Raw genomic sequence first — 23,769 nt, forward strand, 5'->3', positions numbered from 1 at the left:
CCGCAGATCCGAAACCCGTTTGCCCCGGACCCCCGCGCCCCCACAGAATCGCGCACATGGGTCACCTCGAAGCCGCGCACCTGGAGTACTACCTGCCCGACGGAAGGGCGCTGCTGGGTGATGTCTCGTTCCGGGTGGGGGAGGGGGCCGTCGTGGCCCTCGTGGGGCCCAACGGCGCCGGGAAGACCACCCTGCTCCGGATGCTCGCCGGTGAGGTCAAGCCGCACGGCGGGTCCGTAGTCGTCGGCGGCGGGCTCGGCGTCATGCGGCAGTTCGTGGGGTCCGTACGCGACGAGACGACCGTGCGGGACCTGCTCGTGTCCGTCGCCACGCCCCGCATCCGCGAGGCGGCCCGCGCCGTGGACGCCGCCGAGCACGCCATCATGACCGTCGACGACGAGGCCGCCCAGCTGGCGTATGCGCAGGCCCTCGCCGACTGGGCCGAGGCCCGCGGCTACGAGTCCGAGACGCTGTGGGACATGTGCACGACGGCCGCGCTCGGGGTGCCGTACGACAAGGCGCAGTTCCGGGAGGTCCGCACCCTCTCCGGCGGCGAGCAGAAGCGGCTCGTCCTGGAGGCGCTGCTGCGCGGCACCGACGAGGTGCTGCTCCTCGACGAGCCCGACAACTACCTCGACGTCCCCGGCAAGCGGTGGCTGGAGGAACGGCTGAAGGAGACCCGCAAGACGGTCCTGTTCGTCTCCCACGACCGCGAACTCCTCGCCCGCGCCGCCGAGAAGATCGTCTCCCTGGAGCCCGGCCCCGCGGGTGCCGACGCCTGGGTGCACGGCGGCGGCTTCGCCACCTTCCACGACGCCCGTCGTGAACGCTTCGCCCGCTTCGAGGAGTTGCGCAGGCGCTGGGACGAGAAGCACGCGCAGCTGAAGAAACTGGTGCTGACGCTGCGTCAGGCGGCTGCGGTCAGCCATGAGATGTCCTCCCGCTACCAGGCCGCCCAGACCCGTCTGCGCAAGTTCGAGGAAGTGGGACCGCCGCCCGAGCCGCCGCGCGAGCAGGACATCAAGATGCGGATCAAGGGCGGCCGCACCGGCGTCCGGGCGGTCACCTGCGCGAACCTGGAACTCACCGGCCTGATGAAGCCCTTCGACCTGGAGGTCTTCTACGGCGAGCGCGTCGCCGTCCTCGGCTCCAACGGCTCCGGCAAGTCCCACTTCCTGCGCCTGCTCGCCGGTGACGACGTGGCGCACACGGGGGACTGGAAACTGGGCGCCCGGGTCGTGCCCGGCCACTTCGCGCAGACGCACGCGCATCCGGAGCTGGAGGGCCGCACGCTCCTCGACATCCTGTGGAAGGAGCACGCACAGGACCGCGGCGCCGCGATGTCCCGCCTGCGCCGCTACGAGCTCACCCACCAGGCGGAGCAGACGTTCGAGCGTCTCTCCGGCGGCCAGCAGGCCCGCTTCCAGATCCTGCTGCTGGAACTCCAGGGCGTGACGGCACTGCTGCTGGACGAGCCGACCGACAACCTGGACCTGGAGTCCGCCGAGGCGCTCCAGGAGGGTCTGGAGGCCTTCGACGGCACCGTACTCGCGGTCACCCACGACCGCTGGTTCGCCCGCTCCTTCGACCGCTTCCTGGTCTTCGGCAGCGACGGCCGGGTCCGGGAGACCCCGGACCCGGTCTGGGACGAACGAAGGGTGGAACGGGCCCGCTAGGACCCGCTCCCGGTCACTTCCAGCGCAGCAGCGCCCCCAGGCCCCCCACGGGGACCTCCCGCTCGGAGACCGACAGGGCGGGCGCGTCCGTGGCCACCGCGGAACGGATCAACGCGTCATCCGCCCGGGCCGGCCACGAGTGCTCCTCGCCCAGGACCTTCAGGTCCGTCCGGCGCACCGCGAGCTGGTCGGGCTCCTCCCCGATCCACACCTCGCGGTGCGCGTCGGGCCCGTCCACCCTGATCAGCAGCTCGTCGATGCGGTGCTCCCGCGCCGCCTCGACCAGCGCCGGCACGCCCTCGACGGCCCCGGCACGGCCCGCGCCGTCCGCGGTGCGGGCGGCGCGGAACCGCTCCAGCTCCGCCTCGGCCTGCCGCCCCACGTGTTCGGCCCGGGCCCGCTCCACGTCCTCGTCGAGCAGCCGGCTGCCGGTGCCGTGCGGCGCCTCGACCACCATGCCGTGCAGCCGCTTGGGCAGCCGCTCGTGCACGGACCGCCGCTCCCGGTCGTCGCCGACGAGAATCAGCAGGTCGGCCTTGGTCTCCTCCTGGCACACGGCGAGCGCGTCGGCGATCTCCGCGGCGTTGTGCTCCCAGGTGTTCTCCACCCGCAGCTGGAAATGCCGCTCGGACCAGTCCGCGGAACTCGTCCGGTGCACCGGCCACTGCCGCCCGGTGACGCTCCCGGCGTCCTCCCGGCCCAGCGCGCTGCGCAGCTCGAAGTCCGCGCCCCTGCGGTCGACGTACGCCACCACGCACACCGGGTCCTCCCCGGCCAGCTCCAGCAGCGGCGCGACCCGCGGCAGCGGCGCCCATTCGGCCCAGTCACCGCCCTGCGGGGGACGGACCAGCGGCGGGTCGAGAACGACCTCGCCGGCCCGTGCGAACAGTGCCCGGCCGTGCGGTTCGGAGGAGTGCCGCAGATCCTCGATCGCGCTCTGCACGGCCCGGCAGGTCGCCTCGTCCGCCCCCTGCGCGGCCAGCTCCCTGGCCATCGCCTGGGCCGTCAGCTCCCGCTCGTGGGGAGTGCCCTCCGAGTGCCGTGAGGTGTCGACGTACACGGAGGCCCAAGGCCCGGGGTGTTCGTACAGTGGGTGCAGAAAGGCGAGATCCATGGTTCCTCCCGGATGCCGCTCGGGGGCAGTGCTCAGTTGCTCCGGGGGCGGGTACCCGGACCGCATGAACGAACACGACGAGCGGGGCGACACGATGACCGGAGTGGACCCTGACCGGCTGGACGACCAGCAGCTCATGAAAGAGCTGGAGACCATCCACCGCACGCGCCACGACACGCTGCTCTACGGCTCGAACGACGCGCTGCGCGCCCACAACGAGCGCATGGCGCAGCTCGAGGGCGAGTACCTGCGCCGCAACCCGGGCCGCCTGGTGTCCGCGGGCCGCACACGCGAAGGGGCCCGGGAGCGGGGGAGCGGGGAGTCGGCGACTCCCACGACCCCCGGCACCTGAGCCCCTCGAAGGACACGACCGGAACAGCACCGACGCGCACCCGCGCCGCACGGACCGGACCGGCAGCCACCGGCCCGGCCCCGCAGCTCAGCGCCGTACCGCCGGCCGGCCCCAGTGGCGGTGCCCGGCGAGGGCCGTCACGAACGCGTCCAGAAACTCCTCGCTCGCCGGTCCCGGTGACGTGTCCGTCACGATGCCCTGGTCCGCGACCACCCGGTGGAACTCCGTCGACAGCCCGAGACCCTCGGGCTCCAGCGCTGCCAGGATCCCCACACCCGAGCCGAGCGCGCCCACCGGCTTGCCGTGCCGGTAGGCGTCCCGCACGAACCGCACCATGTCCGGATCGGCCGCCGCCGGCGGAGTGCCGGCGGGCCCGCCGGGCAGCAGCACGGCGTCGTACAGCACGGACGCCACGGTCGGCAGCGCCCGGTCCACCGCGTAGGTCTCACCGTCGGCTCCGGTGATCGTGCCGTCCGTCGCGGCCAGCGCCTCGACGATCGCCCCCTCGGCGGCCAGCCGCACCCGCACGGAAGTGACCTGCTCGGCGTCCACCCCGTCGGTGACGAGCACCGCGACCTGCCGGGTCCGGATCGAACCGTCCCCGCGCAGCGACTCGAGGCTGAGGGCGGGGGAGGCCTGCTTGTACGGGGTCTGCGCACCGGACGGCTCCGGGATACCGATGCCCCGTGCCACCCGCTCGGCCAGCTCCCCGTCGACCTTGGCCAGGTGTTCCACCGTCCGGGCCCGCACGGTCAGCGCGCCGACCTTGCCGAGCTCGAACCGGAACGCCTCCACGATGTGCTGCCGCTCCCAGTCCGTCATGCTGTTCCAGAACATCGCGGTCTGGCTGTAGTGGTCCTGGAAGCTGGGGCTGCGACGCCGGATCTTGTGCCCGTCCACTCGTTCGGCGTAATGGGTGTAGGCGCTGCCGCCGGCCCCGGCGTGGGCCGGGCAGCCCCCGCCGAGCGAGTTCGGGGAGTAGTTCGTCCCGGAGTGGATCGCGCTCTGGTGGTAGCCGTCCCGCTGGTTGTTGCGCACCGGCGCCACCGGCCGGTTCACCGGCAGCTGCGAGAAGTTGGGCCCGCCGAGCCGGATCAGCTGCGTGTCCAGGTAGGAGAAGTTCCGGGCCTGGAGCAGCGGATCGTTGGTGAAGTCGATGCCGGGCACCACGTTGGCCGTGTGGAAGGCGACCTGCTCGGTCTCCGCGAAGAAGTTCTCCGGGTTGCGGTCCAGCACCATCCGGCCGATCGGCCGGACCGGCACCTGCTCCTCCGGGATGATCTTCGTCGGGTCGAGCAGATCGAAGTCGAAGGCGAACTCGTCCTCCTCCGGCACGAGTTGCACGCCCAGCTCCCACTCGGGGTACTCGCCCGCCTCGATCGCGCCCCACAGGTCACGCCGGTTGAAGTCCGGGTCCCGGCCCTGGCACTCCTGGGCCTCGTCCCACACCAGCGAGTGCACGCCCAGCTTCGGCTTCCAGTGGAACTTCACGAACGTGCCGCGGCCCTCGGCGTTCACGAACCGGAAGGTGTGCACGCCGAAGCCCTGCATCATGCGGTAGCTGCGCGGGATCGCCCGGTCCGACATCAGCCACATGATCGCGTGCAGCGTCTCGGGCTGGAGCGACACGAAATCCCACAGGGAGTCGTGCGCGGACGCGCCCGTCGGGATGTCGTTGTGCGGCTCGGGCTTCACCGCGTGCACGAAGTCCGGGAACTTGATGCCGTCCTGGATGAAGAAGACCGGGAAGTTGTTCCCGACCAGGTCGTAATTGCCCTCCGACGTGTAGAACTTGGTCGCGAAGCCGCGCACGTCCCGCACGGTGTCCGCCGAGCCCTTCGGGCCCTGCACGGTCGAGAACCGCACGAACACGGGTGTCCGCACGGACGGGTCCTGGAGGAACGCCGCGCGGGTGAACTCCGCGCAGGACTCGTACGGTTCGAAGTACCCGTACGCGCCCGCGCCCCGCGCGTGCACCACCCGCTCCGGGATCCGCTCGTGGTCGAAGCGGGTGAGCTTCTCCCGGAAGTGGAAGTCCTCCATCAGGGTCGGACCGCGCTCGCCCACCGCCAGGGAGTCGTCGGTGTGGTCCACCTCGACGCCCTGGTCGGTGGTGAGCGGACCGGCGGCGGGATCGTCCGCCCGGAACCCCTCGCGCTGCCGCTGCTTGCGGTCGTCGGGGGATGCCATCAGGCGGCCTCCTGCGCGAAGACGTCCAGGAAGGTCTCGCAGAACGCCTTCAGATCGTCCGGCTTGCGGCTGGTGATCAGCTTGTTCGCCCCGTGGTCACAGACCTTGACCTGCTTGTCGACCCAGGTGCCGCCCGCGTTGCGGATGTCCGTCCGCAGGCTCGGCCAGGACGTGAGCTCCCGGCCGCGTACGACGTCCGCCTCGACCAGCGTCCACGGGGCGTGGCAGATCGCCGCCACGGGCCGGCCGTGCTCGAAGAAGTCCCGGACGAACGCCACGGCCTTGTCGTCCATCCGCAGGAAGTCCGGGTTGGCGACGCCGCCCGGCAGCACGAGCGCACCGAACGAGTCCGGGGCGGCGTCGCCGACGACCTCGTCCACGGGGAATGTGTCCGCCTTGTCGAGGTGGTGGAAGGCCTGGATCTCGCCCTGCTGCGTCGACACCAGCACGGGCTCGTGACCCGCGTCCTTCGCGGCCTGCCACGGATCGGTCAGCTCGACCTGCTCGACGCCCTCGGGTGCGACCAGAAACGCGATACGCATGATGTTCAACGTCCTTTCCCGGAGCGGGCGGTGCTCCAGCGCGCCGCGTCGCTCCACGCGTCGTTCTCGTACTTCTCGTGCTTGTCGTGCTTGTCGTTCTTCCTGCGCTCGCGACCCGCGCGCACGCACCGCAGCAGCTCCTCGCCGTACGGCAGCAGCACGCACGTGCCGATCGCGGCGGCGATGCCCGCCAGATAGCCGCGCGACAGGGGCCGTCGGCGCGGCACGGGGCGCCACGCGTCGGGATCGCCCCTGCCGCCGCGCAGCAGCGACTTCACCTGGTCGGCGTGCAGGCACATCAGGGCGGCCAGCGCCCCGAACGGCAGCGACTCCAGAAAGCTGTGGATGTGCTGCTCGATCGGCTTGACCTCGCGCTCGCTGCCGACGGCCGTACGGACGTCCCACAGCGCCGTCGCCTCGTGCACCGCGGCTCCGCCCAGCTGCACGGTCAGCAGCAGCGGATTGACCTCGTAGCGCAGCGTCAGCGCGATCGGGATGCCGACCTCGGCCATCATCAAAGAGTGGATCAAGGACTCCTTGGTGCCCGCGGTGTCCTCGATGCGGGTCCGCCGGTGCATCACCCAGTCGGCCACGCCGGGCACGAACCAGCTGGGCAGCAGCCCGTAGAGCAGATACCGGGTCGCGGCGTCGCCGACGTCGACGGTGGCTCCGGTGGCGCTGATCTGCTTCGCCCGGTCCGTGCTCATGCACCACCCCGGGCGTCGGGCTCGGCCCGGCTGATGTCGGCGAGCGCCGACGCGGGGTCCTCGGCCTCGGCCACGTCACCGAGGCTCACGATCCCGACCGGCAGCCCGTTCTCCACCACCGGCAGCCGGCGCACCGCGTGCTCGCGCATCAGCGTCACCGCGGTCGCCACCCGGTCGTCCGGCGTCACCGTCACCGGATTGCGGGTGCACACGGTCTGCGCGCTGACCGTCATCGGGTCGGCGCCGTCGGCGACGGCCCGTACGGTGATGTCACGGTCGGTGAGCACACCGATCACGTCCTGCCCCTCGGCCACCACCACATCGCCGATGTTCTGTGTGCGCATCAACTGCGCCGCCTCGACGAGCGAGGCGTCCGGGCGCACGGCGACCACACCCGCTGTCATCACGTCCTTGACGTACTCGGCCACCACTGGAGCCTTCCCTCCGTTCCCAGGCCGGCGGGGACACCGCGACCTGCCGCGATGCCCCCGCCGCGGTTCCTACGCGTACTCCTCCGGCCCGGTCTCACGGGCCCGGGTCAGGGTCTCGGCCAGCTCCTGGACGGTGCCGTAGCGCTCCTGGCGGGGCCGTCCCTCCAGGGCCTCGACGAGTGCGTCGGGCGCCTGGTGGCCGCGCAACTCGCGGACCAGCTCACGCGCACTCGCGGGGAACGCCCTGCGGCCCAGGATCCGGGCCAGCTCCAGCCGCACCGACTCCAGGGACGTCGGCGCACGGCTCGGCGTCACCGGACCGTGAGCGACCTCGGGATCGTCCTCGGCGGCCGGCTCCGGGTCGTGCCACTCCTCACTGCGCGTGGGGTGCCCGGACCTGAGCAGACCCTGCAGTTCGTGCTTCATCTCGTCGTCCCGGTGGACGCTCAGCCGGTTGCTGCCTCGCTGCATGTCTCCCTCCAGACGTTCGGGGGCCCGCACCGCGTACCCGAACACCGGAAGGCGACACAGGTTGCCCGAACCCGATCGCCGCCGTCCGTACTGGTTTGCGCCATGCCCTGCGGGAGACCCGCATTGCACCCCCCCACACCTCCCTGGGGAAGGACCCGTCATGGCGATGCTCGCTGTGCTCATCCCGCTGCTCATGCTCGGAGTGGTGCTGGTGCTGGGCCGCTACGAGGAACTGCTGCTGCCGCAGGAGGACGCCGACCGGCGCGAACCGGCGGGCGTACCTCCCGCTTCCGCGGCGGTCACTTCTTCTCCCGCCCCGGCAGGAACTCCTGCACCTTCGCCTTGAAGCCCCGCTTGACCATCGATCCCCGGTCCGCGTCGCCCTTCAGGATCGACGCGGCGGTCGCCTCCATCTGGTCCCAGGTGGCGTGCGGCGGGATCGGCGGGACAGCCGGATCGGTCAGGAACTCGACCACGGCCGGACCGTCCGCCTCCAGTGCGGACCGCCAGGCCGCCTCGACGTCCTCCGGCTTCTCCACCCGGATGCCGGTCAGGCCGAGGGAGCGGGCGAACGCGGCGTACCGCACGTCCGGAAGCTCCTGCGAGGGCAGGAACGAGGGCGCGCCCTCCATCGCCCGCATCTCCCACGTGACCTGATTCAGATCGTGGTTGTTGAACACCGCGATCACCAGCCGCGGGTCCTCCCACAGATGCCGGTACTTGGCCGCCGTGATCAGCTCCGCCATCCCGTTCATCTGCATCGCCCCGTCCCCGACCAGCGCGATCGCGGGCCGGTCCGGGTGCGCGAACTTCGCGCCGATCACATACGGCACCCCGCAGCCCATCGTCGCCAGCGTGCCGGAGAGCGAGCCGCGCATGCCCGGCCTCATGGTCAGGTGCCGCGCGTACCAGTTCGCCGCGGAACCCGAGTCGGACGTGACGATCGCGTCGTCCGGCAACATCCGGTCCAGCGCGCGGGCCACGTACTCCGGGTTGATCGGATCGGCTGCGAGCCCCGCCCGGCGCTCCATGACCTCACGCCAGCGCGTGACGTTGTCGCACACGGTGTCGTACCACTCGCGCCCGCGCCCCTCCTCGATCAACGGGATCAGCCGCTCCAGGGTGGCCTTCGCGTCGCCGACCAGGTTCACCTCGTACGGGTAGCGCATCCCGACCATGTGCGGATCGATGTCGATCTGCACGCCCCGCGCTGTGCCGAACTCCGGCAGGAACTGGCTGTACGGGAACGACGACCCGATGGTCAGCAGTGTGTCGCAGTCCCGCATCAGCTCGTACGACGGGCGGGTGCCCAGCAGGCCGATCGAGCCGGTGACGTACGGCAGTTCGTCGCTGAGGACGTCCTTGCCGAGCAGCGCCTTGGCGACGCCCGCGCCGAGCAGCTCGGCGATCCGCTCCACCTCGGCCCGCGCACCGGCCGCGCCCTGGCCGACCAGGATCGCCACCTTGTCACCGGAGTTGAGGATCTCGGCGGCCCGCCGCACCGAGTCGTCGGACGGCACCGCCGTCCACGAGCTGCGGTCCAGGCTGGAGGGCACCATCTTGAACTCGTGCGTCGGCGGCGCGTAGTCGAGCTCCTGCACATCGCCGGGGATGATGACCGCGGTCGGGCAGCGGCGCGCGTACGCGGTGCGGATGGCCCGGTCCAGCACGTTCGGCAGCTGCTCCGGCACCGTCACCGTCTCCACGAACTCGGAGGCGACGTCCTTGTACAGCGTGTGCAGATCGACTTCCTGCTGATAGGAGCCGCCCATCGCGGTGCGGTCCGTCTGGCCGACGATCGCCAGCACCGGCACATGGTCCAGCTTGGCGTCGTACAGGCCGTTCAGCAGATGGATCGCGCCCGGCCCCGACGTCGCGGCGCACACCCCGATACGGCCGCTGAACTTGGCGTAGCCGACCGCCTGGAACGCGGACATCTCCTCATGCCGCGACTGCACGAAACGCGGCTCGTTCCCGGCCCTGCCCCACGCGGCGAGCAGGCCGTTGATGCCGTCGCCCGGATAGCCGAAGACCTGCTCCACTCCCCACTCGCGCAGCCTCTGCAGGACATGGTCGGCGACCTTGGTGCTCATGGACGACCTCCTGGACGTATGGGGACAGACCCAGCGGTACGAGTCACCCTGCGCGACGGCGGAAAACCTCTCCGGGTTTGCGGGTGGGGGGCCGGGGCAGGCGCACCTCAGTGCTTCGGACAGGAGGCACGCCCGTGGGAGCGGCCCAGCGAGCCGCCACCGGCGCCCTGTCCCGCAACGGATGCGCTCCCACGGAGACCCGTCCAACCCGCAGCACTTTCAAGGGAATTGCGACGTATCATGCAGACCCGAACCCGTACGAAGCGGCACCCCCACGACGACGCCCCCGACACCGCCGAGGCCTTCCGCAGGCTCACCTCGATGCCCGCCGGCCCGGAACGCGACGCGCTCCGCGACGAGATCGTCGAGGCCTGGCTGCCCATGGCGGACCGCCTCGCCGGACGCTTCCGCAGCCGCGGCGAGAGCTTCGACGACCTGCGCCAGGTCGCGGCCCTCGGCTTGGTCAAGGCCGTCGACCGGTACGACCCCGAGCTGGGCAACGCCTTCGAGAGCTACGCCGTACCGACCATCACCGGCGAGATCAAGCGCCACTTCCGGGACCACATGTGGACCCTTCACGTACCCCGCCGCGTCCAGGACCTGCGCAACCGTGTGCGTTTCGCCAGCCAGGACCTGTCCCAGACCATCTCCGGCCGCCGGCCCACCGTGGCCGAGATCGCCGAGCACGCGAACATGAGCGAGGAGGACGTCCGGGCCGGCCTGGAGGCCCTGGAGAGCTTCACGGCGCTGTCCCTGGACGCGGAGCTGCCCGGCGGCGAGGACGGGTACTCCCTGAGCGACGCGCTGGGGTCCTGCGACTCGGCGCTGGACGCGGTCGTCGACCGTGAGTCCGTGAAGGCCCGGCTGGCGGCGCTGCCCGAGCGGGAGCGGGCGATCCTGTACATGCGGTTCTTCGGGGACATGACGCAGAGCCGGATCGCCGAGGAGCTGGGGATCTCGCAGATGCACGTGTCCCGGCTGATCAGCCGGTGCTGCGGTCGGGTGCGGGAGCAGGTGATGCGGGACGTGGCCTGAGGGCGGGCCGTCTCCGCTTTCACCCGGTTGGAGGGTGCTGTCCCGCTAATGGGGTCCGGCTTCGCGCGGGGCTGCCGGGGGCGGGCTGTCATGGCAGAGGGGTATGACTACCGAAGGAGTCCCCTCGATGCGCCGCAGCCTGCACGCCCTGTCCGTCGCCGTCCTGGCCGGCTCAGCCCTGGTGGGCTTCGCGCCGGCCGTCTCCGCCGAACCGGCCGCCGAGGTCAGTCCCGCCACCGTCCAGCCCGGAGGCACGCTCACCGTCTCGGTCAGCTGTGATCCGACCGGCGGGTCGCCGCCCGACACCGTCGACGCCACCTCGCAGGCCTTCGACGAGGGCACGGTGGCGCTGCACCGGGTCACCGGCAACGACGACGAGGTGTCCGGACCCGCCTACCGCGGCACGGCCCGTATCGCCTCCGCGGAGAACTTCGAGGGTGATCCGGACGCCACGGGGGAGGACTCGGCGTGGACCGTCGACGGCACCTGTCCGGCCGCTCCCGGCGGCGAGGGCAAGGAGTGGAGCGCGACGTTCACCGTGAGCCACGGCTCCGGTCCCCACAAGCCGACGCACCAGCCCACGCACCAGCCCACGCACCAACCCACCCACAAGCCCTGCCCCGAGCCCTCGCACCACCGCGGACCGCACCACTCCGCGTGCGACACGGCGCCGGTCCAGCGCGGGGTGCGGGCCGGTGACGGCGGCGCCTTCACCGACTCCGTGCCGGCCCTGGTCGCGGGCGGGGTGCTGATCGCGGGCGCGTTCGGTGCCGCCCTGCACCGGCTGCGCAACCGGGAGAGCGACCCCTACCGCTGATCCGCCCGCCCACCACCCGGAAGAACCCGGTTTCCCCGGCCCCGGCCCGCTCATGCTGTGACCGTCACAACCCGGCCGGGCGCCCATGGGGCGGCGGCACCCTGGGTACTCAGTGGCGTGGGCGGCACAACACGGCGGCACCAGGCACTGGCACTGCGGAGGTACGGATGCGGCGGACGGCCCCGGAAGGTCACGGCCCCGTCCGGTTCGGGCCCCCGCTCCCCGAGGACGGGCTGCCCGTCCTGCCGGAGCTGTCCGCGGTGCTCGCCGCCGCGGCGTCCCGGGGTGACCACGAGCCGGTCGGCGGCGGCCGGGCACTGCGCGAGGCCGCCTGCGGCTACTGGGACCGGCGCGGACTGCACTGCGACCCGGACCGTGTGGCCGGCGGCCCCGGCTCGCCCGCCCTGCTGCTCGCGCTGACCGCCGCCGTCGGCGGCGACGTCCTCGTGCCGAGACCCTGCGCCGCCTGGTGGGCGCCGTACGCACGCCTGCTGGGCCGCCCGGCCTTCCATGTGCCGACCCCGCCGGAGAGCGGCGGTGTTCCCGACCCCTACGCCCTGCTGGAGACCGTGCGCCGGGTGCGAGCCGAGGGCGGCGACCCGCGCCTGCTCGTGCTGTCCGTCGCCGACGACCCCACGGCGACCGTCGCCCCGCCCGAACTGCTGCACGAGACCGTCGAGGCCGCCCAGGGGGAGGGCCTGCACCTGGTCAGCGACGAGACATGGCGCGACACCCTGCACGAACCGCGTGACACCGTGCTGCTCAGCCCCGCCGAGATGGTGCCCGACCGGGTCACCGTCGTCACCGACCTGGCCGGTGCCCTGCTCCCGCCCGGCTGGCCGGCCGCCGTGGCCCGCTTCCCGGCCGGGGAGGACGGCGAGGGCCTCCACGCGCGCGTGCTCGACGTCCTCACCGCCCTCGACGCCAGCGTCGCCGCCCCCGTCACCGCGGCGGCCGCGTACGCCCTGGGCGAGCCGGAAGCCGTCACGGCGCGCATGGCCGCCGTCGTGCGCCTGCACGCGCTCCTGGCCGCCGAGGCGCACTCCGCCGTCGTCGCCGCGGGCGCCCTCGCCCGGCCCCCACGGTCCGGCCGCCACCTGTACGTCGACCTGGCCCCGCTGAGCCCCGCGCTGACCGCGCACGGCGTCGGCGACGCACAGGAACTGGAGGACTTCCTCACCGCACGCCTCGGCATGCCCGCCCCGGGCGGGCACCGCTTCGGCGACGACCTCGAAGCTCCGCGCGTGCGGCTTTCCACCGGCGCGCTGATGGCCGGGTCCGACACGGAGCGCGCGGAATGCCTCACCTCACCCACGCCGTTGGAACTGCCGCAGGTGCAGCGCGCGTTGATCCGGCTGAAGACGGTCTTCGGCGATCTCCGCGACGACGCTCAGCGATGGGAGCCTCCTCGATGACGCAGCAGTCCGAGTCGACCACCGGCACGACCACCCGGGAAGCCGACGAGCCAGCGCTCCCGTCACTCCTCGCACCCCCGTATCCGCCCCTGGCCGAACCCCGGCCGCTGGCCGAGCGGCGGGTGTGGCCGCGCACCTTCCACGACCGGCTGACCGCGCCGCTCCCTGGCCTGAAGGCCATGGCCCGCTTCGCCCGCGAGGGGGCGGTGAGACCGGGTCCGGAAGGCCTCGCCGACATCCCCCGGCTGCCCTACGCCCCGGCCCCGCTGCCCCGTGTCGACGCCCGCACCGTCGCCGTCACGTGGGCGGGACACGCCAGTTGGGTGCTGCGCATCGGCGGACTGACCGTCCTCACCGACCCGGTGTGGTCCCGCCGCATCCTCGGCACCCCGGCCCGCATCACCCCCGTGGGCGTCCCCTGGGAGGACCTGCCGCGCATCGACGCCGTCGTCATCAGCCACAACCACTACGACCACCTGGACGCCCCCACGCTGCGCCGCCTCCCGCGCGACACCCCGGTGTTCGCCCCGGCCGGTCTCGCCCGCTGGTTCCACCGCCGCCGCTTCACGCGCGTGACGGAACTCGACTGGTGGGAGGCGGCCGAACTGGACGGCGTCCGCTTCGACTTCGTCCCGTCCCACCACTGGTCCAAGCGCAGCCTCACCGACACCTGCCACAGCCTGTGGGGCGGCTGGGTCCTCACCGACCAGGACGGCCAACGCGTCTACTTCGCCGGCGACACGGGCTACGGCCACTGGTTCTCCCGCATCGGCCGCCGCTACCCCGGCATCGACCTGGCCCTGCTGCCCATCGGCGCCTACGACCCGCGCTGGTGGCTCCGTGACGTCCACTGCGACCCGGAGGAAGCGGTCCGCGCGGCCCAGGACCTGGGCGCGAGCCGGATGGCCCCCATGCACTGGGCGACGTTCGTCCTGTCGGCGGAACCGGTCATGGAGCCCCTGACGCGCGTGCGAGCGGCGTGGGAGAAGGCGGGCCTGCCGCGCGAGAACCTCTGGGACCTGCCGGTGGGCGCCTCACGGGTGCTGTCCGGGGACTGACCTCAGGAGCCGGCGGAACCGCGCACCCGGCGCACCACGGCCGGCACCGCGCTGATCAGCACGGTCAGCGCGATCGCCGCCACCACGCCCTCCCACGGCTCGGCGAACAGCGACCCCCCGAGGATGCCGATCAACTGATACGTCACGGCCCAGGCCAGACACGCCGGCAGGTTCCCCCGGGAGAACCTCCGCATCGGCCACTCCGCCAGCAGACAGGCCAGCATCACGGGGATACGCCCCGCCGGCATCAGCCGGGACAGCACCAGCACCGCGACGCCGTGTGCGGCGAGCTTCTCCTGCGCCTGTTCCAGCCGGTCCTCGGGCGCCCGGGACCGGAGCGCCTCCAGCCACCGCGACCCGTTCTTCGACTTCAGCCCGCGCCGCCCGAGCCAGTACAGCGCCGCATCGCCCAGGAACGCCGCCAGCGACGCCGTCACGAACACCATCGCCAGCGAGAACGGCGCCGTCTGGTGCACGGCGACCACCGCCGCCGAACTCACCAGCGCCCCCGTCGGAATCACCGGCACCAGCGCCCCGGCCAGCACCAGCAGAAAGAGCGTCGGATACCCGATCGCCTGCTGCGTGGACTCCGGAACGACCGACGCGGGGGTGACGGCCGATGCCGCGAGCAGGTGTACACCGGCCGGCGCCGCGAGCGCGGACCAGCTCACCGCGCCACCTCCAGGCGCACGCTCTCCCCGTGGCCGAGGCGGTGCACCGCCACGTCCGGCGCGTGCCGGGCCGCCAGCCGGACGAACTCGTCCCCCGGCGCGTGGAACTCGTGGGGGCGCACGGCGTCCATGCCGATCGGCCAGTACGTGCCGTAGTGCACCGGCACCGCACTGCGCGGCGCCAGCTGTGCCAGCGCCTGCGCCGCCCGGTCCGCGTCCAGGTGCCCCTCGCCCAGGTACGGCCCCCAGCCGCCCACCGGCAGCAGCGCCACCTCGACCGGCCCGACCTCCTTGGCCATGTCGTCGAACAGCCCCGTGTCCCCGGCGAAGTACGTCCGGGCCTCGCCGGCTATGACGTAGCCGAGAGCGGGGGAGCGGTGCGGTCCGAACGGCATCCGCCGCCCGTCGTGCCGCGCGGGCACGGCCCGTACGACGACGTCGCCGACCGGGATCTCGTCCCCGGGGGCCACCTCGCTCACCCGCAGGTGCGCGAGCCGGCGCAGACCCGGTACGGCCCGGCGCGCGCCCCGGGGCACGAGCAGGCGCGTGCCCGGAGCGAGCCGCATCAGCGACGGCAGGTGCAGATGGTCGGCGTGCAGATGCGAGACCAGTGCCACGTCCGCGTGCGGGGCGCCCGGGGGCGGCAGCGCTCCGCGCCGGCGCCGCAGGTGCGCGAGCCGGCGTGCGAACAGGGGATCCGTGAGCACGCGCACGTTCGAGTCCTCGACGGTGCAAGTGGCGTGACCCCACCAGGTGATCTCCACCGGCACTTCTTTGCCTCCTTCGCGCGACTCCCCCGAAGCCTACGTGCAGGAGTAGGGTCGGCGGCGAAACCGGAGGTGAGGGGGGACGCCATGGTGCCGGTGCGGGTCACGGCGATCGCGAGTCTGACGCCGCTCGAGGAACTGGACGACGACCCGTTCCTGGTCGACTCCCGCAGTCAGCACGCGATGTGCGCCCGCTGGGCCGCCGAGCGGGGCTACGTGGTCAGCCGCGAGTTACTGGTCCGGGGACTGCGGCCCGACCACGGCGCCCTGTGGGACGGCGTCCGGCCCGGCCTCGACCTGTTCGTCGCGCCCAGCCGGCGGGTCCTGGAGAGTGCGCTCGCCTCCGTCGAGGAGTTCACCGCCGAGTGCGCCCGGCGCGGTGTACGCGTCGAGACGGCGGGGCACGCGGAGCCTGCGTACGACGCCGCGATGAAGGCCTGTGTGCACCGGCGGCTGTCGATGCCGACGGCCGGCTACGACGGTCGCTGACGGTCGTCCTCTCACGGGTGTGACCTGGGGACGAAACGGCCCGACCGGGCGTTGAGACACTGTGGGGGAGGGCCCGCGACGGCTGCGGGCCAGGGACGTGAGGTGGGCGGGCGTGCGGGGCGTGCGGTGGCGGCGGGTCGCCAGTCAGGTGGGACGGAGCGCCGCCGTGTGGGCGGTCTCCACCGTCACCATGCTCGTGCTCGCCGGGATCCTCCCGGACTTCCGGCTCCGCTCGGAGAACGGCGGCAGCGCGACCGACATCGCCGTCACGGCGGCCTTCGGCGCGGGCGCCTTCGGTCTGCTGTCGGCCGTGGTGTGGCCGCTGCTCGTCCGGCTGCTGCTCCTCGTACCGGCGCTGGTGCTGGGGCTGCTGGTGTTCTTCCTCAACGGCGCCCTGCTGCTGCTCGCCCTGCAGCTCAACCCGGCCGAGCGCGGCGCCGCCGCGCCGGAGACCGCCGTGGTGGTCGCCGCCGTGATGTCCGCCGTGGCGTCCGCGACCGGCGCCGCCCTGGCCGTGCGGGACGACGACGCCTACCGCCGCAGGCTGTACCGCCTCTCCGATCGCCGCCGCCGGTCCGGACCGCCCTCCCCCGCCAGCCCGGGCACGGTCTTCGTGCAGCTCGACGGCGTCGGCCACGACACCCTGCTCGACGCGGTCGGCAAGGGCCTGATGCCCACCGTCGCCCGCTGGCTCGACATAGGCGACGGCGGCCGCCCCAGCCACCGGCTCACCCCCTGGCGCACCGACTGGTCCAGTCAGACCGGCGCCAGCCAGCTCGGCATCCTGCACGGCAGCAACCACGACGTGCCCGCCTTCCGCTGGTACGAGAAGGACACCCGCGAGGTGGTCGTCTGCAACCGCCCGACCAGCGCGGCCGAACTCCAGCGCCGCGCCGTCGCGTACGCGGGGCACGGCGGGCTGCTCGCCGTCGACGGCGCCAGCCGGGGCAACCTGTTCAGCGGTGGCGCCGAGCAGCAGGCCCTCGTGCTGTCCATCGCCGCCCGCCGCCGCAGCCGGGAGAACCGCTCCCGTGCGGGCTACTTCGCCTACTTCTCCGACCCGGCCAACGCCGTGCGCACCGCGCTGTCCTTCATCGCCGAGGTGGGCCGGGAGATCGGCCAGTCCACCCGGGCGAGCCTGCGCAAGCAGCGCCCGCGCGTCTCCCGCGGCGGCCTCTACCCCCTCGTCCGGGCCTTCGCGACCGTCGTCGAGCGGGACGTCGTCGTCGCCGCGGTGACGGGCGACATGCTCGTCGGCCGCACGGCCGTCTTCGCCGACCTGGTGGCCTACGACGAGGTCGCCCACCACTCCGGCCCGGCGAGCCGCGACGCGCAGAAGGTCCTCGAACGCCTCGACCGCTCGCTCGCCCTGATCGAGAACGTCGCCGAGCACGCCCCGCGCCCGTACCGGATCGTCGTGCTGTCCGACCACGGCCAGAGTCCCGGCGAGACCTTCCGCTCCCGCTACGGCCTCACCCTCGAAGACCTGGTGCGGGCCGGCTGCGGCATGCCCGTACCGCGCCGGGCGGAGCGCACCCGCAGCGGGGCGGAGGCCCGCGCCGCCGTGCGCGCCGCGCTGCGCTTCCCCGTCGAGGAGGGCGGCGAGCAGCACCGCCCCACGCGTGACTCGGAGCCGATCGTGCTGGCCTCCGGCAACCTCGGCCTGGTCTCCTTCCCCGACATCACGCACCGGATGAGCAAGGAGGAGATCGACGCCCGCCACCCCGCGCTGCTGCCGACCCTCGCCAACCACCCCGGCATAGGCTTCCTGCTGGTCCGCAGCGACGAGCACGGCGGTGTCGTCCTCGGCGCGTACGGCGCCGAGATCCCGCTGGCCGACCTCGACGACAACCCGGGCCCGCTCGCCCCGTTCGGGCCGGGCGCCGCCGACGCGGTACGCCGTACGCACTCCTTCCCGCACACCGCCGACATCATGGTCAACTCCGTCCACGACCCGGCCGACGGCGAAGTCCTCGCCTTCGAGGAGCAGATCGGCTCCCACGGGGGGCTCGGCGGCGCCCAGGGCAGACCCTTCCTGCTGTCCCCGCTCGGCGTCTCCGCACCGGTCCGCGAGGGCGAGGAACTCGTCGGCGCCGAGCACGTGCACCGGGTGCTGCGGCGCTGGCTGCGCGAGTCGCACGGACCGCAGGTGCCGCTGGAGGCCACCGAGGAGGAGCGCGCCGCCTGAAATTCGGCTGCGCCCACAGGGCCGTACGCCCACACTGTTCGTGCCGGACGCCGCACACCTGCGCGTCCCTTTCGAACACCCCCGAGGAGTTGCTGCTTTGCAGGCAGCCGTCACCGTCACGCCCGCCCGCATTCCCGACCTGCTGCTCGGCCTGGCCACCATCCGGCCCGTCTTCATCTGGGGCGCTCCCGGCATCGGAAAGTCCTCCCTGGTAAGGAACTTCGCCGAGTCGCTGGGCCTGGAGTGCGTGAGTCTGCTGGGCACCCAGCTCGCCCCCGAGGACCTCATCGGCGTCCCGCAGATCCGCGACGGCCGCTCGGTGTTCTGCCCGCCGGAGACGATCGCCCGGGACGAGCCGTACTGCCTCTTCCTGGACGAGCTCAACGCGGCCACACCGGATGTGCAGAAGGCGTTCTACTCGCTGATCCTGGACCGCCGGATCGGCAGCTACGAGCTGCCCAAGGGCTCGATCGTCATCGGCGCCGGGAACCGCGCCACCGACAACGCCCTCGCCCGGCCCATCGCCTCCGCGCTCGTCAACCGCCTCGCCCACGTGCACCTGGAGGCCTCCGCGAAGGACTGGCTGACCTGGGCCGGGAGCAACGGCATCCACCCCTGGATCGTGGACCACCTCACCGACCGGCCCGACCACCTGTGGTCCAAGCCGCCGAAGAGCGAGGAGCCGTTCTCCACGCCCCGCTCCTGGCACATGCTCTCCGACGCGCTGCACTCCTTCGGCCGGGACCTCGACGAGGAGACCCTGAAGGTCCTCGCGCACGGCACGCTGACCCCGGCGCACGCGACCGCCTTCTGCGGCTACGTCAAGGTCGTCCGCAGCCGGTACGGCATCGAGGCCATCGTCAGGGGAGACGCCCGCTGGCCGAACCGGCCGGAGGACCGCGACCTGCTCTACTACCTCGCCGACTCCTTCCGCGGCCGCCTGGTCAAGGAACTGCCCGCGAGCAAGGACCACATGTCCGCGAACGGCCGGCAGACCGCCTATCGCGCCAAGTCCCTGCTGGTGCAGCTCGCCGAGATCTCCGTCGAGGTCGCCCAGACCGTCATCGCCTCCGACGGCGACGGCAACCCCGTGCTGCCCTCCTGGTTCCTCGTCGAGGCGGCGCGGGACATGCCCCGGCTGGTGGAGGCCCGCCGGTGAGCCGCAGCCCCGCCAAGAAGAAGAAGCGGGACCTCGCGGGCGAGGCCTTCGCCGAGGGGATGCGGCTGATGAGGGCCAACCCCGCCCTCGCAGCGGTGGAGTTCGACGTCTGCCGTCACGAGGAGTGCCGCTTCGCACCCCGTGACGGACTCGTCGTCGTCGACTCCGACGGCGACCTGCACGTCCACCCGCTGCGCCTCGCCGAGCCCGCCGCCTGGGCCTGGGCGCTCGCCCACGCCGTCCTCCACCTCGGCTTCGGGCACGTCCCGGCGGTCAAGGGCGAACGCGTCCAGCCCGACCGCTACGACCTCGCCGCCCGCTGCGTCGTCGTCAACCGCTTCCTGCTCGGCTTCAGCATCGGCGAGACCCCCGAGCATCTGCCCGCCTCCTACCCGGACGGCGACGAGGAGCAGCTCGCCGCCCGCTGGCGCCGCGACGGACTGCCCGCCGTGTACGCGCGCTGCGGCACGGCCGGCGGCGAGCCGGACCAGCTGCTGACGCGCTGGGCGGGCTGGTCCCAGCCGCCCGACTGGCAGCTGGCCTTCGCCACCGCCCTGACCCGGACCGTGTCGGCCGCGATGGACATGGCGGGCGGCCGCCGCGACAGCCTGGACGGCGAGGCACCCCGGCTGCGCCCCTGGCAGCGGGCCCTGAGCTGGTTCATCTCCTCCTACCCGCTGCTCGGCGGCATCGCCTCCGGCATCAAGCTGGTCGCCGACGCCGAACTCACCCGCGCCCACGGCATCGCCATCGCGGCGGTCGACGCCGAAGCGGCCGAGATCTACATCAACCCGATGCGCCGGTTCGACGACGAGGAGTGGCGGTTCGTCCTCGCCCACGAGATGCTGCACGCCGCCCTGCGCCACGGCGACCGCTGCGGCACCCGCGACCCGTACCTCTTCAACGTCGCCTGCGACTACGTCATCAACGGCTGGCTGAAGGAGATGCAGGTCGGCGCCATGCCCGACGGGCTGCTGTACGACCCGGAACTCGCGGGCCTGTCCGCCGAGGAGGTCTACGACCGCATCGCCGGCGACCTGCGCCGCACACGCCGGCTGGCGACCCTGCGCGGCAAGGGCGTCGGGGACATCCTCGGCGGCCCGCTCGGCCCGCCCCGCGACTACGTCGACCTCGACGCCTTCTACCGCCGCGGCCTCGCCCAGGGCCTCGACCTGCACCAGCGGCAGGAGCGCGGTTTCCTGCCCGGCGGTCTGGTCGAGGAGATCCGCGCGCTCAGCCATCCGCCGCTGCCCTGGGACGCCCGACTGGCCCGCTGGTTCGACGAGTTCGTGCCCCGCCCCGAGCCCGCCCGCTCCTACGCCCGCCCCTCGCGACGGCAGGCGGCCACTCCCGACATCCCGCGCGCCGGACGGTACTTCCCGCCCGAGGAGATCGCCCGCTGCACCTTCGGAGTCGTCCTGGACACCTCCGGCTCCATGAACCGCGTTCTGCTCGGCAAGGCCCTGGGCGCCATCGCCTCCTACGCCGGGGCGAGGGACGTGCCGGCGGCCCGGGTCGTGTTCTGCGACGCCGCCCCGCACGACGCCGGCTACCTGCCCGTCACCGAGATCGCCGGCCGGGTCCGGGTGCACGGCCGCGGCGGCACCGTCCTGCAACCCGGCATCGACCTGCTGCAGCGCGCCGACGACTTCCCGCCCGGCGCGCCCGTCCTGATCATCACCGACGGCTGGTGCGACGTCCTGCGCGTGCGGCGCGAGCACGCGTACCTGATCCCGCGGGGAGCGCGGCTGCCGTTCACCGCCAGAGGGCAGGTCTTCCGCGTGAGTTGAGCCGTAGTGTGATCGGATGGGGGACACGGGGCCCGGAGACGGGCCCACACGCGAGTCCGCACGCGAAAGGAAGAACTCGTGGCTACCACGCGCTCCGCACACACGGTCTGGGAAGGCAACCTGCTCGAGGGCAACGGTGTCGTCACCTTCGACTCCTCCGGTGCCATCGGCGAGCAGCCGGTCACGTGGGCCTCGCGCGCCCAGGAGGCGAACGGCAGGACCAGCCCCGAGGAGCTGATCGCGGCCGCCCACTCCAGCTGCTTCTCCATGGCCTTCTCCAACATCCTCAACAAGGCCGGGACGCCGCCCACCAAGCTCATCACCTCGGCCGACGTCTCCTTCCAGCCCGGTGAGGGCATCACCGGCATCCACCTGACCGTCGAGGGCACCGTCCCCGGCATCGACGAGGCGGCCTTCCAGGCCGCCGCCGACGAGGCCAAGGTCGGCTGCCCGGTCAGCCAGGCCCTCAAGGCCACGCCCATCACGCTGACCGCCAAGCTCGCCTGACCCGCCGTACCCTCGTCGCGCGGGCCCGCCCACCAGGGGCGGCCCGCGCGTCGTCGTCGGTTCACCACCCCCGGCCGGGGTATGAACCAGGGGGCTTCTGATGGATCTCCGCGGCGTCACGACGCCCGGTGCGCACGCCTCGAACCGCCGGGCCGGAAGGAACGCGATGCTGCCGGGAACGTCCACGAACGCCACGGTGCTCGACTCCGCCACCCGTGACCGGACCCGCGTCCTGCTGCTGTTCAGCCTCTCCGGACGGCTCCGCCCCCGGAGCTCCGCCCTCGGCGCCCTCGTCGACCGCTACGACTACGGCCGCTTCGCCTCCCACCTGATGACCAGCCAGGACGTGCTGCCCGTCCCGGTCCTCGACGAACTTCTCGCGCCCCGGCGGCTGCGGCTGCCGCACGGCGACCACGGCCTCGGCCTCGCGTCCTTGCGGATCCTCGTCGTCAACACCCCCCGCGGGGACGCCACCCTCGTCATGGACTGCGCCTTCGCCGGCGAGACCACCGCAGGCGACCTCGCCGTCTGGCTGGCCACCACCTGCTTCGACCGGGAGCGGATCGAGCTCGACGACCGCCCGCTCCTGCAGACGCTGGCCGCGCAGCTCGGCGGCCGGCCGCTCGCCCTCGGCCAGAACGTGCACCAGCTCGTCTTCCCCGGCGGCCGGTTACAACGGGAGCTGCTCAGCGCCGACGAGACCCGCAAGGCGATCCTGCTGAACGAGATCGTCTACCGCGGCCGGATGCCGTGGAACCCCGCCACGCCCGACGACGCGAGCCTCGCGCCCCACCTCAGGAACCACGGCCTCACCCTGAGCGCCCTCGGCCGGGGCGTCTCCGTCCAGGCCGGCTGGGCCCCGCACGTGGAGAACGGCCTGGTCCTCGTCGCCGTCGGCATGATCTCCGCCCTGTCCGTGCTCCAGCGCACCCGGCTGGCGGCCTTCGCCATGATGAAGGCCAACGAGCAGGCCCTGACCGACTCACCCACCGAGATCCGCTCCCTGATCTCCCGCCTCTCCGCCGGTGTCAACGAACTCCAGCTGGACCTGGCCTTCGGCGTCGAGGCCTACGTCGACAGCCTGCTGATCCCCGAAATGATCACGGAGGCCTTCCAGTCCTCGCTGGGCGACGCCCTGGGCATCCGCGACAGCCTGGAGAACTCGGCCCGCATGGTCGAGCGCCTGACCTCGGTGATCAGCACCCGCTCCGCCGCCCTGGACGCCGAACTCGCCGAGCGCGACGACCGCCGCGACCGCACGGTCTCCGGCCTGGTCGCAGCGGCCACCCTGATCGCCCTGCCGCCGACCCTGCTGCTGGCCTTCTTCGGCGTGAACGGCACGAACGTCGACGAGCACCGCTCCATCCTCGACGTGCGTGCCTACGGCACGGCCTACGCGCTGGCCTGGCTGCCCTTCGTCGTCCTCGTGGCGATCGGCTGGATCCTGCTCAGACGGGTCGGCGCCCGCTCCGGCTCGCTGCTGCCCGCGCCCGACGACGACTTCGTACCCGTCCCGCCGCCCCGCTCGCCCTCAGGGAACCGACGACCATGACCCCACACCCCGCCGTCTCCGCCCACCGGGGCGGCTCCGAGCGCGCCGGCCCCGCCACCTGGGAGGCGTACGAGGACGCGATCGAGTCCGGCGCTGAGTACGTAGAGTTCGACATCCGCCGCACCGGGGACGGGGTGCTCGTCGTCTACCACGACCCCCGGGTCGGCCCCGCCGGGCCGCCGCTGTCCGCGCTCACGCATGCCGAGCTGTGCGAGCGGGCCGGATACGCCGTGCCCGTGGTGGACGAGGTCATGGCGCTGATCGCCGGGAAACTCGTGGCCCACCTCGACCTCAAGGAGATCGGCTACGAGCAGGAGGTGATCGACCGGGCGGTCGCCCTGCTCGGCTCGGACGGGCTCGTGGTGACCACGCTGGAGGACTGCTCCGTCGCCGCCGTCACCCGGGGCTTCCCCGGCGTGCGCACCGCCTTGTCCCTCGGGCGCGACCGCAGGGAGCTGGCTTTGGCCCGGCTGCCCGGGACCCGGCTGAGCGAGCTGTTCCCGGCCCGCCGCATCCGGGCCTGCGGGGCGCACGGCGTCGCCGTGCACCAGCGCCTGGCCAGGACCAACGTGCTGCGTGAGGCGACCCGGCACGGTCTGTTCACCATGGTCTGGACCGTCAACGACGACACCCTCATGCGGGCCTTCCTCGCCCACCCGCGCGTCGACGTGCTCGTCACGGACCGGCCCCGCCGTGCGGTGGCGCTGCGCGGGCCGATCACCCCATCGCGGCATTGACAACGGCG

General features: G+C 72.8%; 23 protein-coding genes. 14 read left to right on the forward strand and 9 right to left on the reverse strand.

Annotated features, from left to right (window positions below; genetic code table 11):
• The first annotated feature begins 56 nt into the window (after positions 1-56).
• Positions 57-1,676 (forward strand): ATP-binding cassette domain-containing protein, encoded by a 1,620-nt coding sequence (locus tag G3I77_RS32860; RefSeq protein ID WP_248509510.1) that lies wholly within the window; start codon positions 57-59, stop codon positions 1,674-1,676.
• Positions 1,677-1,689: 13 nt separating this feature from the next.
• On the opposite strand, the gene G3I77_RS32865 is transcribed toward G3I77_RS32860, so the two are convergent.
• A complete protein-coding gene (locus tag G3I77_RS32865) occupies positions 1,690-2,790 on the reverse strand; it encodes a Vms1/Ankzf1 family peptidyl-tRNA hydrolase (protein ID WP_248509512.1) in 1,101 nt (366 codons plus the stop codon).
• 64 nt (positions 2,791-2,854) lie between these two features.
• On the opposite strand from G3I77_RS32865, the gene G3I77_RS32870 reads away from it, so the two are divergent.
• Positions 2,855-3,142 carry a DUF6158 family protein gene (locus G3I77_RS32870; protein ID WP_248509514.1) on the forward strand — a complete coding sequence of 96 codons (288 nt, stop codon included), beginning with the start codon at positions 2,855-2,857 and terminating at the stop codon, positions 3,140-3,142.
• Positions 3,143-3,229: 87 nt separating this feature from the next.
• Here the strand turns inward: G3I77_RS32870 and G3I77_RS32875 are convergent, their stop codons facing one another.
• The 5 genes from G3I77_RS32875 to G3I77_RS32895 all read right to left on the reverse strand — a co-directional run bounded on the left by G3I77_RS32875 (position 3,230) and on the right by G3I77_RS32895 (position 7,483).
• Complete coding sequence (locus tag G3I77_RS32875) at positions 3,230-5,332, reverse strand: catalase (protein ID WP_248509516.1); 2,103 nt, start codon at positions 5,330-5,332, stop codon at positions 3,230-3,232.
• On the reverse strand, positions 5,332-5,874 hold the full coding sequence (locus G3I77_RS32880; RefSeq protein WP_248509518.1) for a type 1 glutamine amidotransferase domain-containing protein: 543 nt from the start codon (positions 5,872-5,874) through the stop codon (positions 5,332-5,334). The genes G3I77_RS32875 and G3I77_RS32880 overlap by 1 nt, the downstream gene beginning before the upstream one ends.
• Positions 5,875-5,879: 5 nt before the next feature.
• Positions 5,880-6,581 carry a diguanylate cyclase gene (locus G3I77_RS32885; protein ID WP_248509520.1) on the reverse strand — a complete coding sequence of 234 codons (702 nt, stop codon included), beginning with the start codon at positions 6,579-6,581 and terminating at the stop codon, positions 5,880-5,882.
• On the reverse strand, positions 6,578-7,009 hold the full coding sequence (locus G3I77_RS32890; RefSeq protein ID WP_248509522.1) for a CBS domain-containing protein: 432 nt from the start codon (positions 7,007-7,009) through the stop codon (positions 6,578-6,580). The genes G3I77_RS32885 and G3I77_RS32890 overlap by 4 nt, the downstream gene beginning before the upstream one ends.
• A gap of 72 nt (positions 7,010-7,081) precedes the next feature.
• Positions 7,082-7,483, reverse strand: a complete 402-nt coding sequence (locus G3I77_RS32895; RefSeq protein ID WP_248509523.1) for a DUF2795 domain-containing protein — start codon at positions 7,481-7,483, stop codon at positions 7,082-7,084.
• A 160-nt stretch (positions 7,484-7,643) separates the two neighbouring features.
• Here G3I77_RS32895 and G3I77_RS32900 point away from each other — a divergent pair, with 160 nt between their 5' ends.
• A complete protein-coding gene (locus G3I77_RS32900) occupies positions 7,644-7,829 on the forward strand; it encodes a hypothetical protein (RefSeq protein WP_248509524.1) in 186 nt (61 codons plus the stop codon).
• Here the strand turns inward: G3I77_RS32900 and G3I77_RS32905 are convergent.
• A complete protein-coding gene (locus G3I77_RS32905) occupies positions 7,783-9,576 on the reverse strand; it encodes a thiamine pyrophosphate-requiring protein (protein WP_248509525.1) in 1,794 nt (597 codons plus the stop codon). The two genes, G3I77_RS32900 and G3I77_RS32905, sit on opposite strands and share 47 nt — an antisense overlap.
• A 240-nt stretch (positions 9,577-9,816) precedes the next feature.
• On the opposite strand from G3I77_RS32905, the gene G3I77_RS32910 reads away from it, so the two are divergent.
• From G3I77_RS32910 to G3I77_RS32925, 4 genes are all read left to right on the forward strand, one after another.
• Entirely contained in the window at positions 9,817-10,611 is a 795-nt protein-coding gene (locus G3I77_RS32910; protein ID WP_248509526.1) for an RNA polymerase sigma factor SigF, read from the forward strand.
• A gap of 127 nt (positions 10,612-10,738) precedes the next feature.
• On the forward strand, positions 10,739-11,428 hold the full coding sequence (locus G3I77_RS32915; RefSeq protein ID WP_248509527.1) for a hypothetical protein: 690 nt from the start codon (positions 10,739-10,741) through the stop codon (positions 11,426-11,428).
• A 167-nt stretch (positions 11,429-11,595) separates the two neighbouring features.
• A complete protein-coding gene (locus tag G3I77_RS32920; protein WP_248509533.1) occupies positions 11,596-12,843 on the forward strand; it encodes an aminotransferase class I/II-fold pyridoxal phosphate-dependent enzyme in 1,248 nt (415 codons plus the stop codon).
• Entirely contained in the window at positions 12,840-13,901 is a 1,062-nt protein-coding gene (locus tag G3I77_RS32925) for an MBL fold metallo-hydrolase (protein WP_248509535.1), read from the forward strand. Before G3I77_RS32920 ends, G3I77_RS32925 begins: the two co-directional genes overlap by 4 nt.
• A gap of 2 nt (positions 13,902-13,903) precedes the next feature.
• Here G3I77_RS32925 and G3I77_RS32930 read toward each other — a convergent pair whose 3' ends face one another.
• The gene (locus G3I77_RS32930) at positions 13,904-14,533 is read right to left on the reverse strand and encodes a DedA family protein (RefSeq protein ID WP_248509598.1); all 630 of its coding nucleotides are present in this window, start codon (positions 14,531-14,533) and stop codon (positions 13,904-13,906) included.
• Positions 14,534-14,568: 35 nt separating this feature from the next.
• Positions 14,569-15,342, reverse strand: a complete 774-nt coding sequence (locus G3I77_RS32935; protein ID WP_248509538.1) for an MBL fold metallo-hydrolase — start codon at positions 15,340-15,342, stop codon at positions 14,569-14,571.
• An 84-nt stretch (positions 15,343-15,426) separates the two neighbouring features.
• Here G3I77_RS32935 and G3I77_RS32940 point away from each other — a divergent pair, with 84 nt between their 5' ends.
• The 7 genes from G3I77_RS32940 to G3I77_RS32970 all read left to right on the forward strand — a co-directional run bounded on the left by G3I77_RS32940 (position 15,427) and on the right by G3I77_RS32970 (position 23,761).
• Positions 15,427-15,828, forward strand: coding sequence for a hypothetical protein (locus G3I77_RS32940; protein WP_190903429.1), 402 nt, complete (start codon positions 15,427-15,429; stop codon positions 15,826-15,828).
• A 112-nt stretch (positions 15,829-15,940) separates the two neighbouring features.
• Positions 15,941-18,016: a phage holin family protein gene (locus tag G3I77_RS32945; protein WP_248509540.1), complete on the forward strand. Its 2,076-nt coding sequence runs from the start codon at positions 15,941-15,943 to the stop codon at positions 18,014-18,016.
• Between the two features lie 97 nt (positions 18,017-18,113).
• Complete coding sequence (locus G3I77_RS32950) at positions 18,114-19,175, forward strand: ATP-binding protein (RefSeq protein ID WP_248509542.1); 1,062 nt, start codon at positions 18,114-18,116, stop codon at positions 19,173-19,175.
• A 59-nt stretch (positions 19,176-19,234) separates the two neighbouring features.
• Positions 19,235-20,965, forward strand: coding sequence for a hypothetical protein (locus tag G3I77_RS32955; RefSeq protein ID WP_282574252.1), 1,731 nt, complete (start codon positions 19,235-19,237; stop codon positions 20,963-20,965).
• 78 nt (positions 20,966-21,043) lie between these two features.
• Positions 21,044-21,472, forward strand: coding sequence for an OsmC family peroxiredoxin (locus G3I77_RS32960; protein WP_248509549.1), 429 nt, complete (start codon positions 21,044-21,046; stop codon positions 21,470-21,472).
• A 166-nt stretch (positions 21,473-21,638) separates the two neighbouring features.
• Positions 21,639-23,024, forward strand: coding sequence for a hypothetical protein (locus G3I77_RS32965; protein ID WP_248509600.1), 1,386 nt, complete (start codon positions 21,639-21,641; stop codon positions 23,022-23,024).
• Positions 23,021-23,761, forward strand: a complete 741-nt coding sequence (locus tag G3I77_RS32970; RefSeq protein ID WP_248509550.1) for a glycerophosphodiester phosphodiesterase family protein — start codon at positions 23,021-23,023, stop codon at positions 23,759-23,761. The genes G3I77_RS32965 and G3I77_RS32970 overlap by 4 nt, the downstream gene beginning before the upstream one ends.
• Positions 23,762-23,769: the final 8 nt, after the last annotated feature.

It is taken from the genome of Streptomyces sp. D2-8 (assembly GCF_023184515.1).
Classification (GTDB): Bacteria; Actinomycetota; Actinomycetes; order Streptomycetales; family Streptomycetaceae; genus Streptomyces.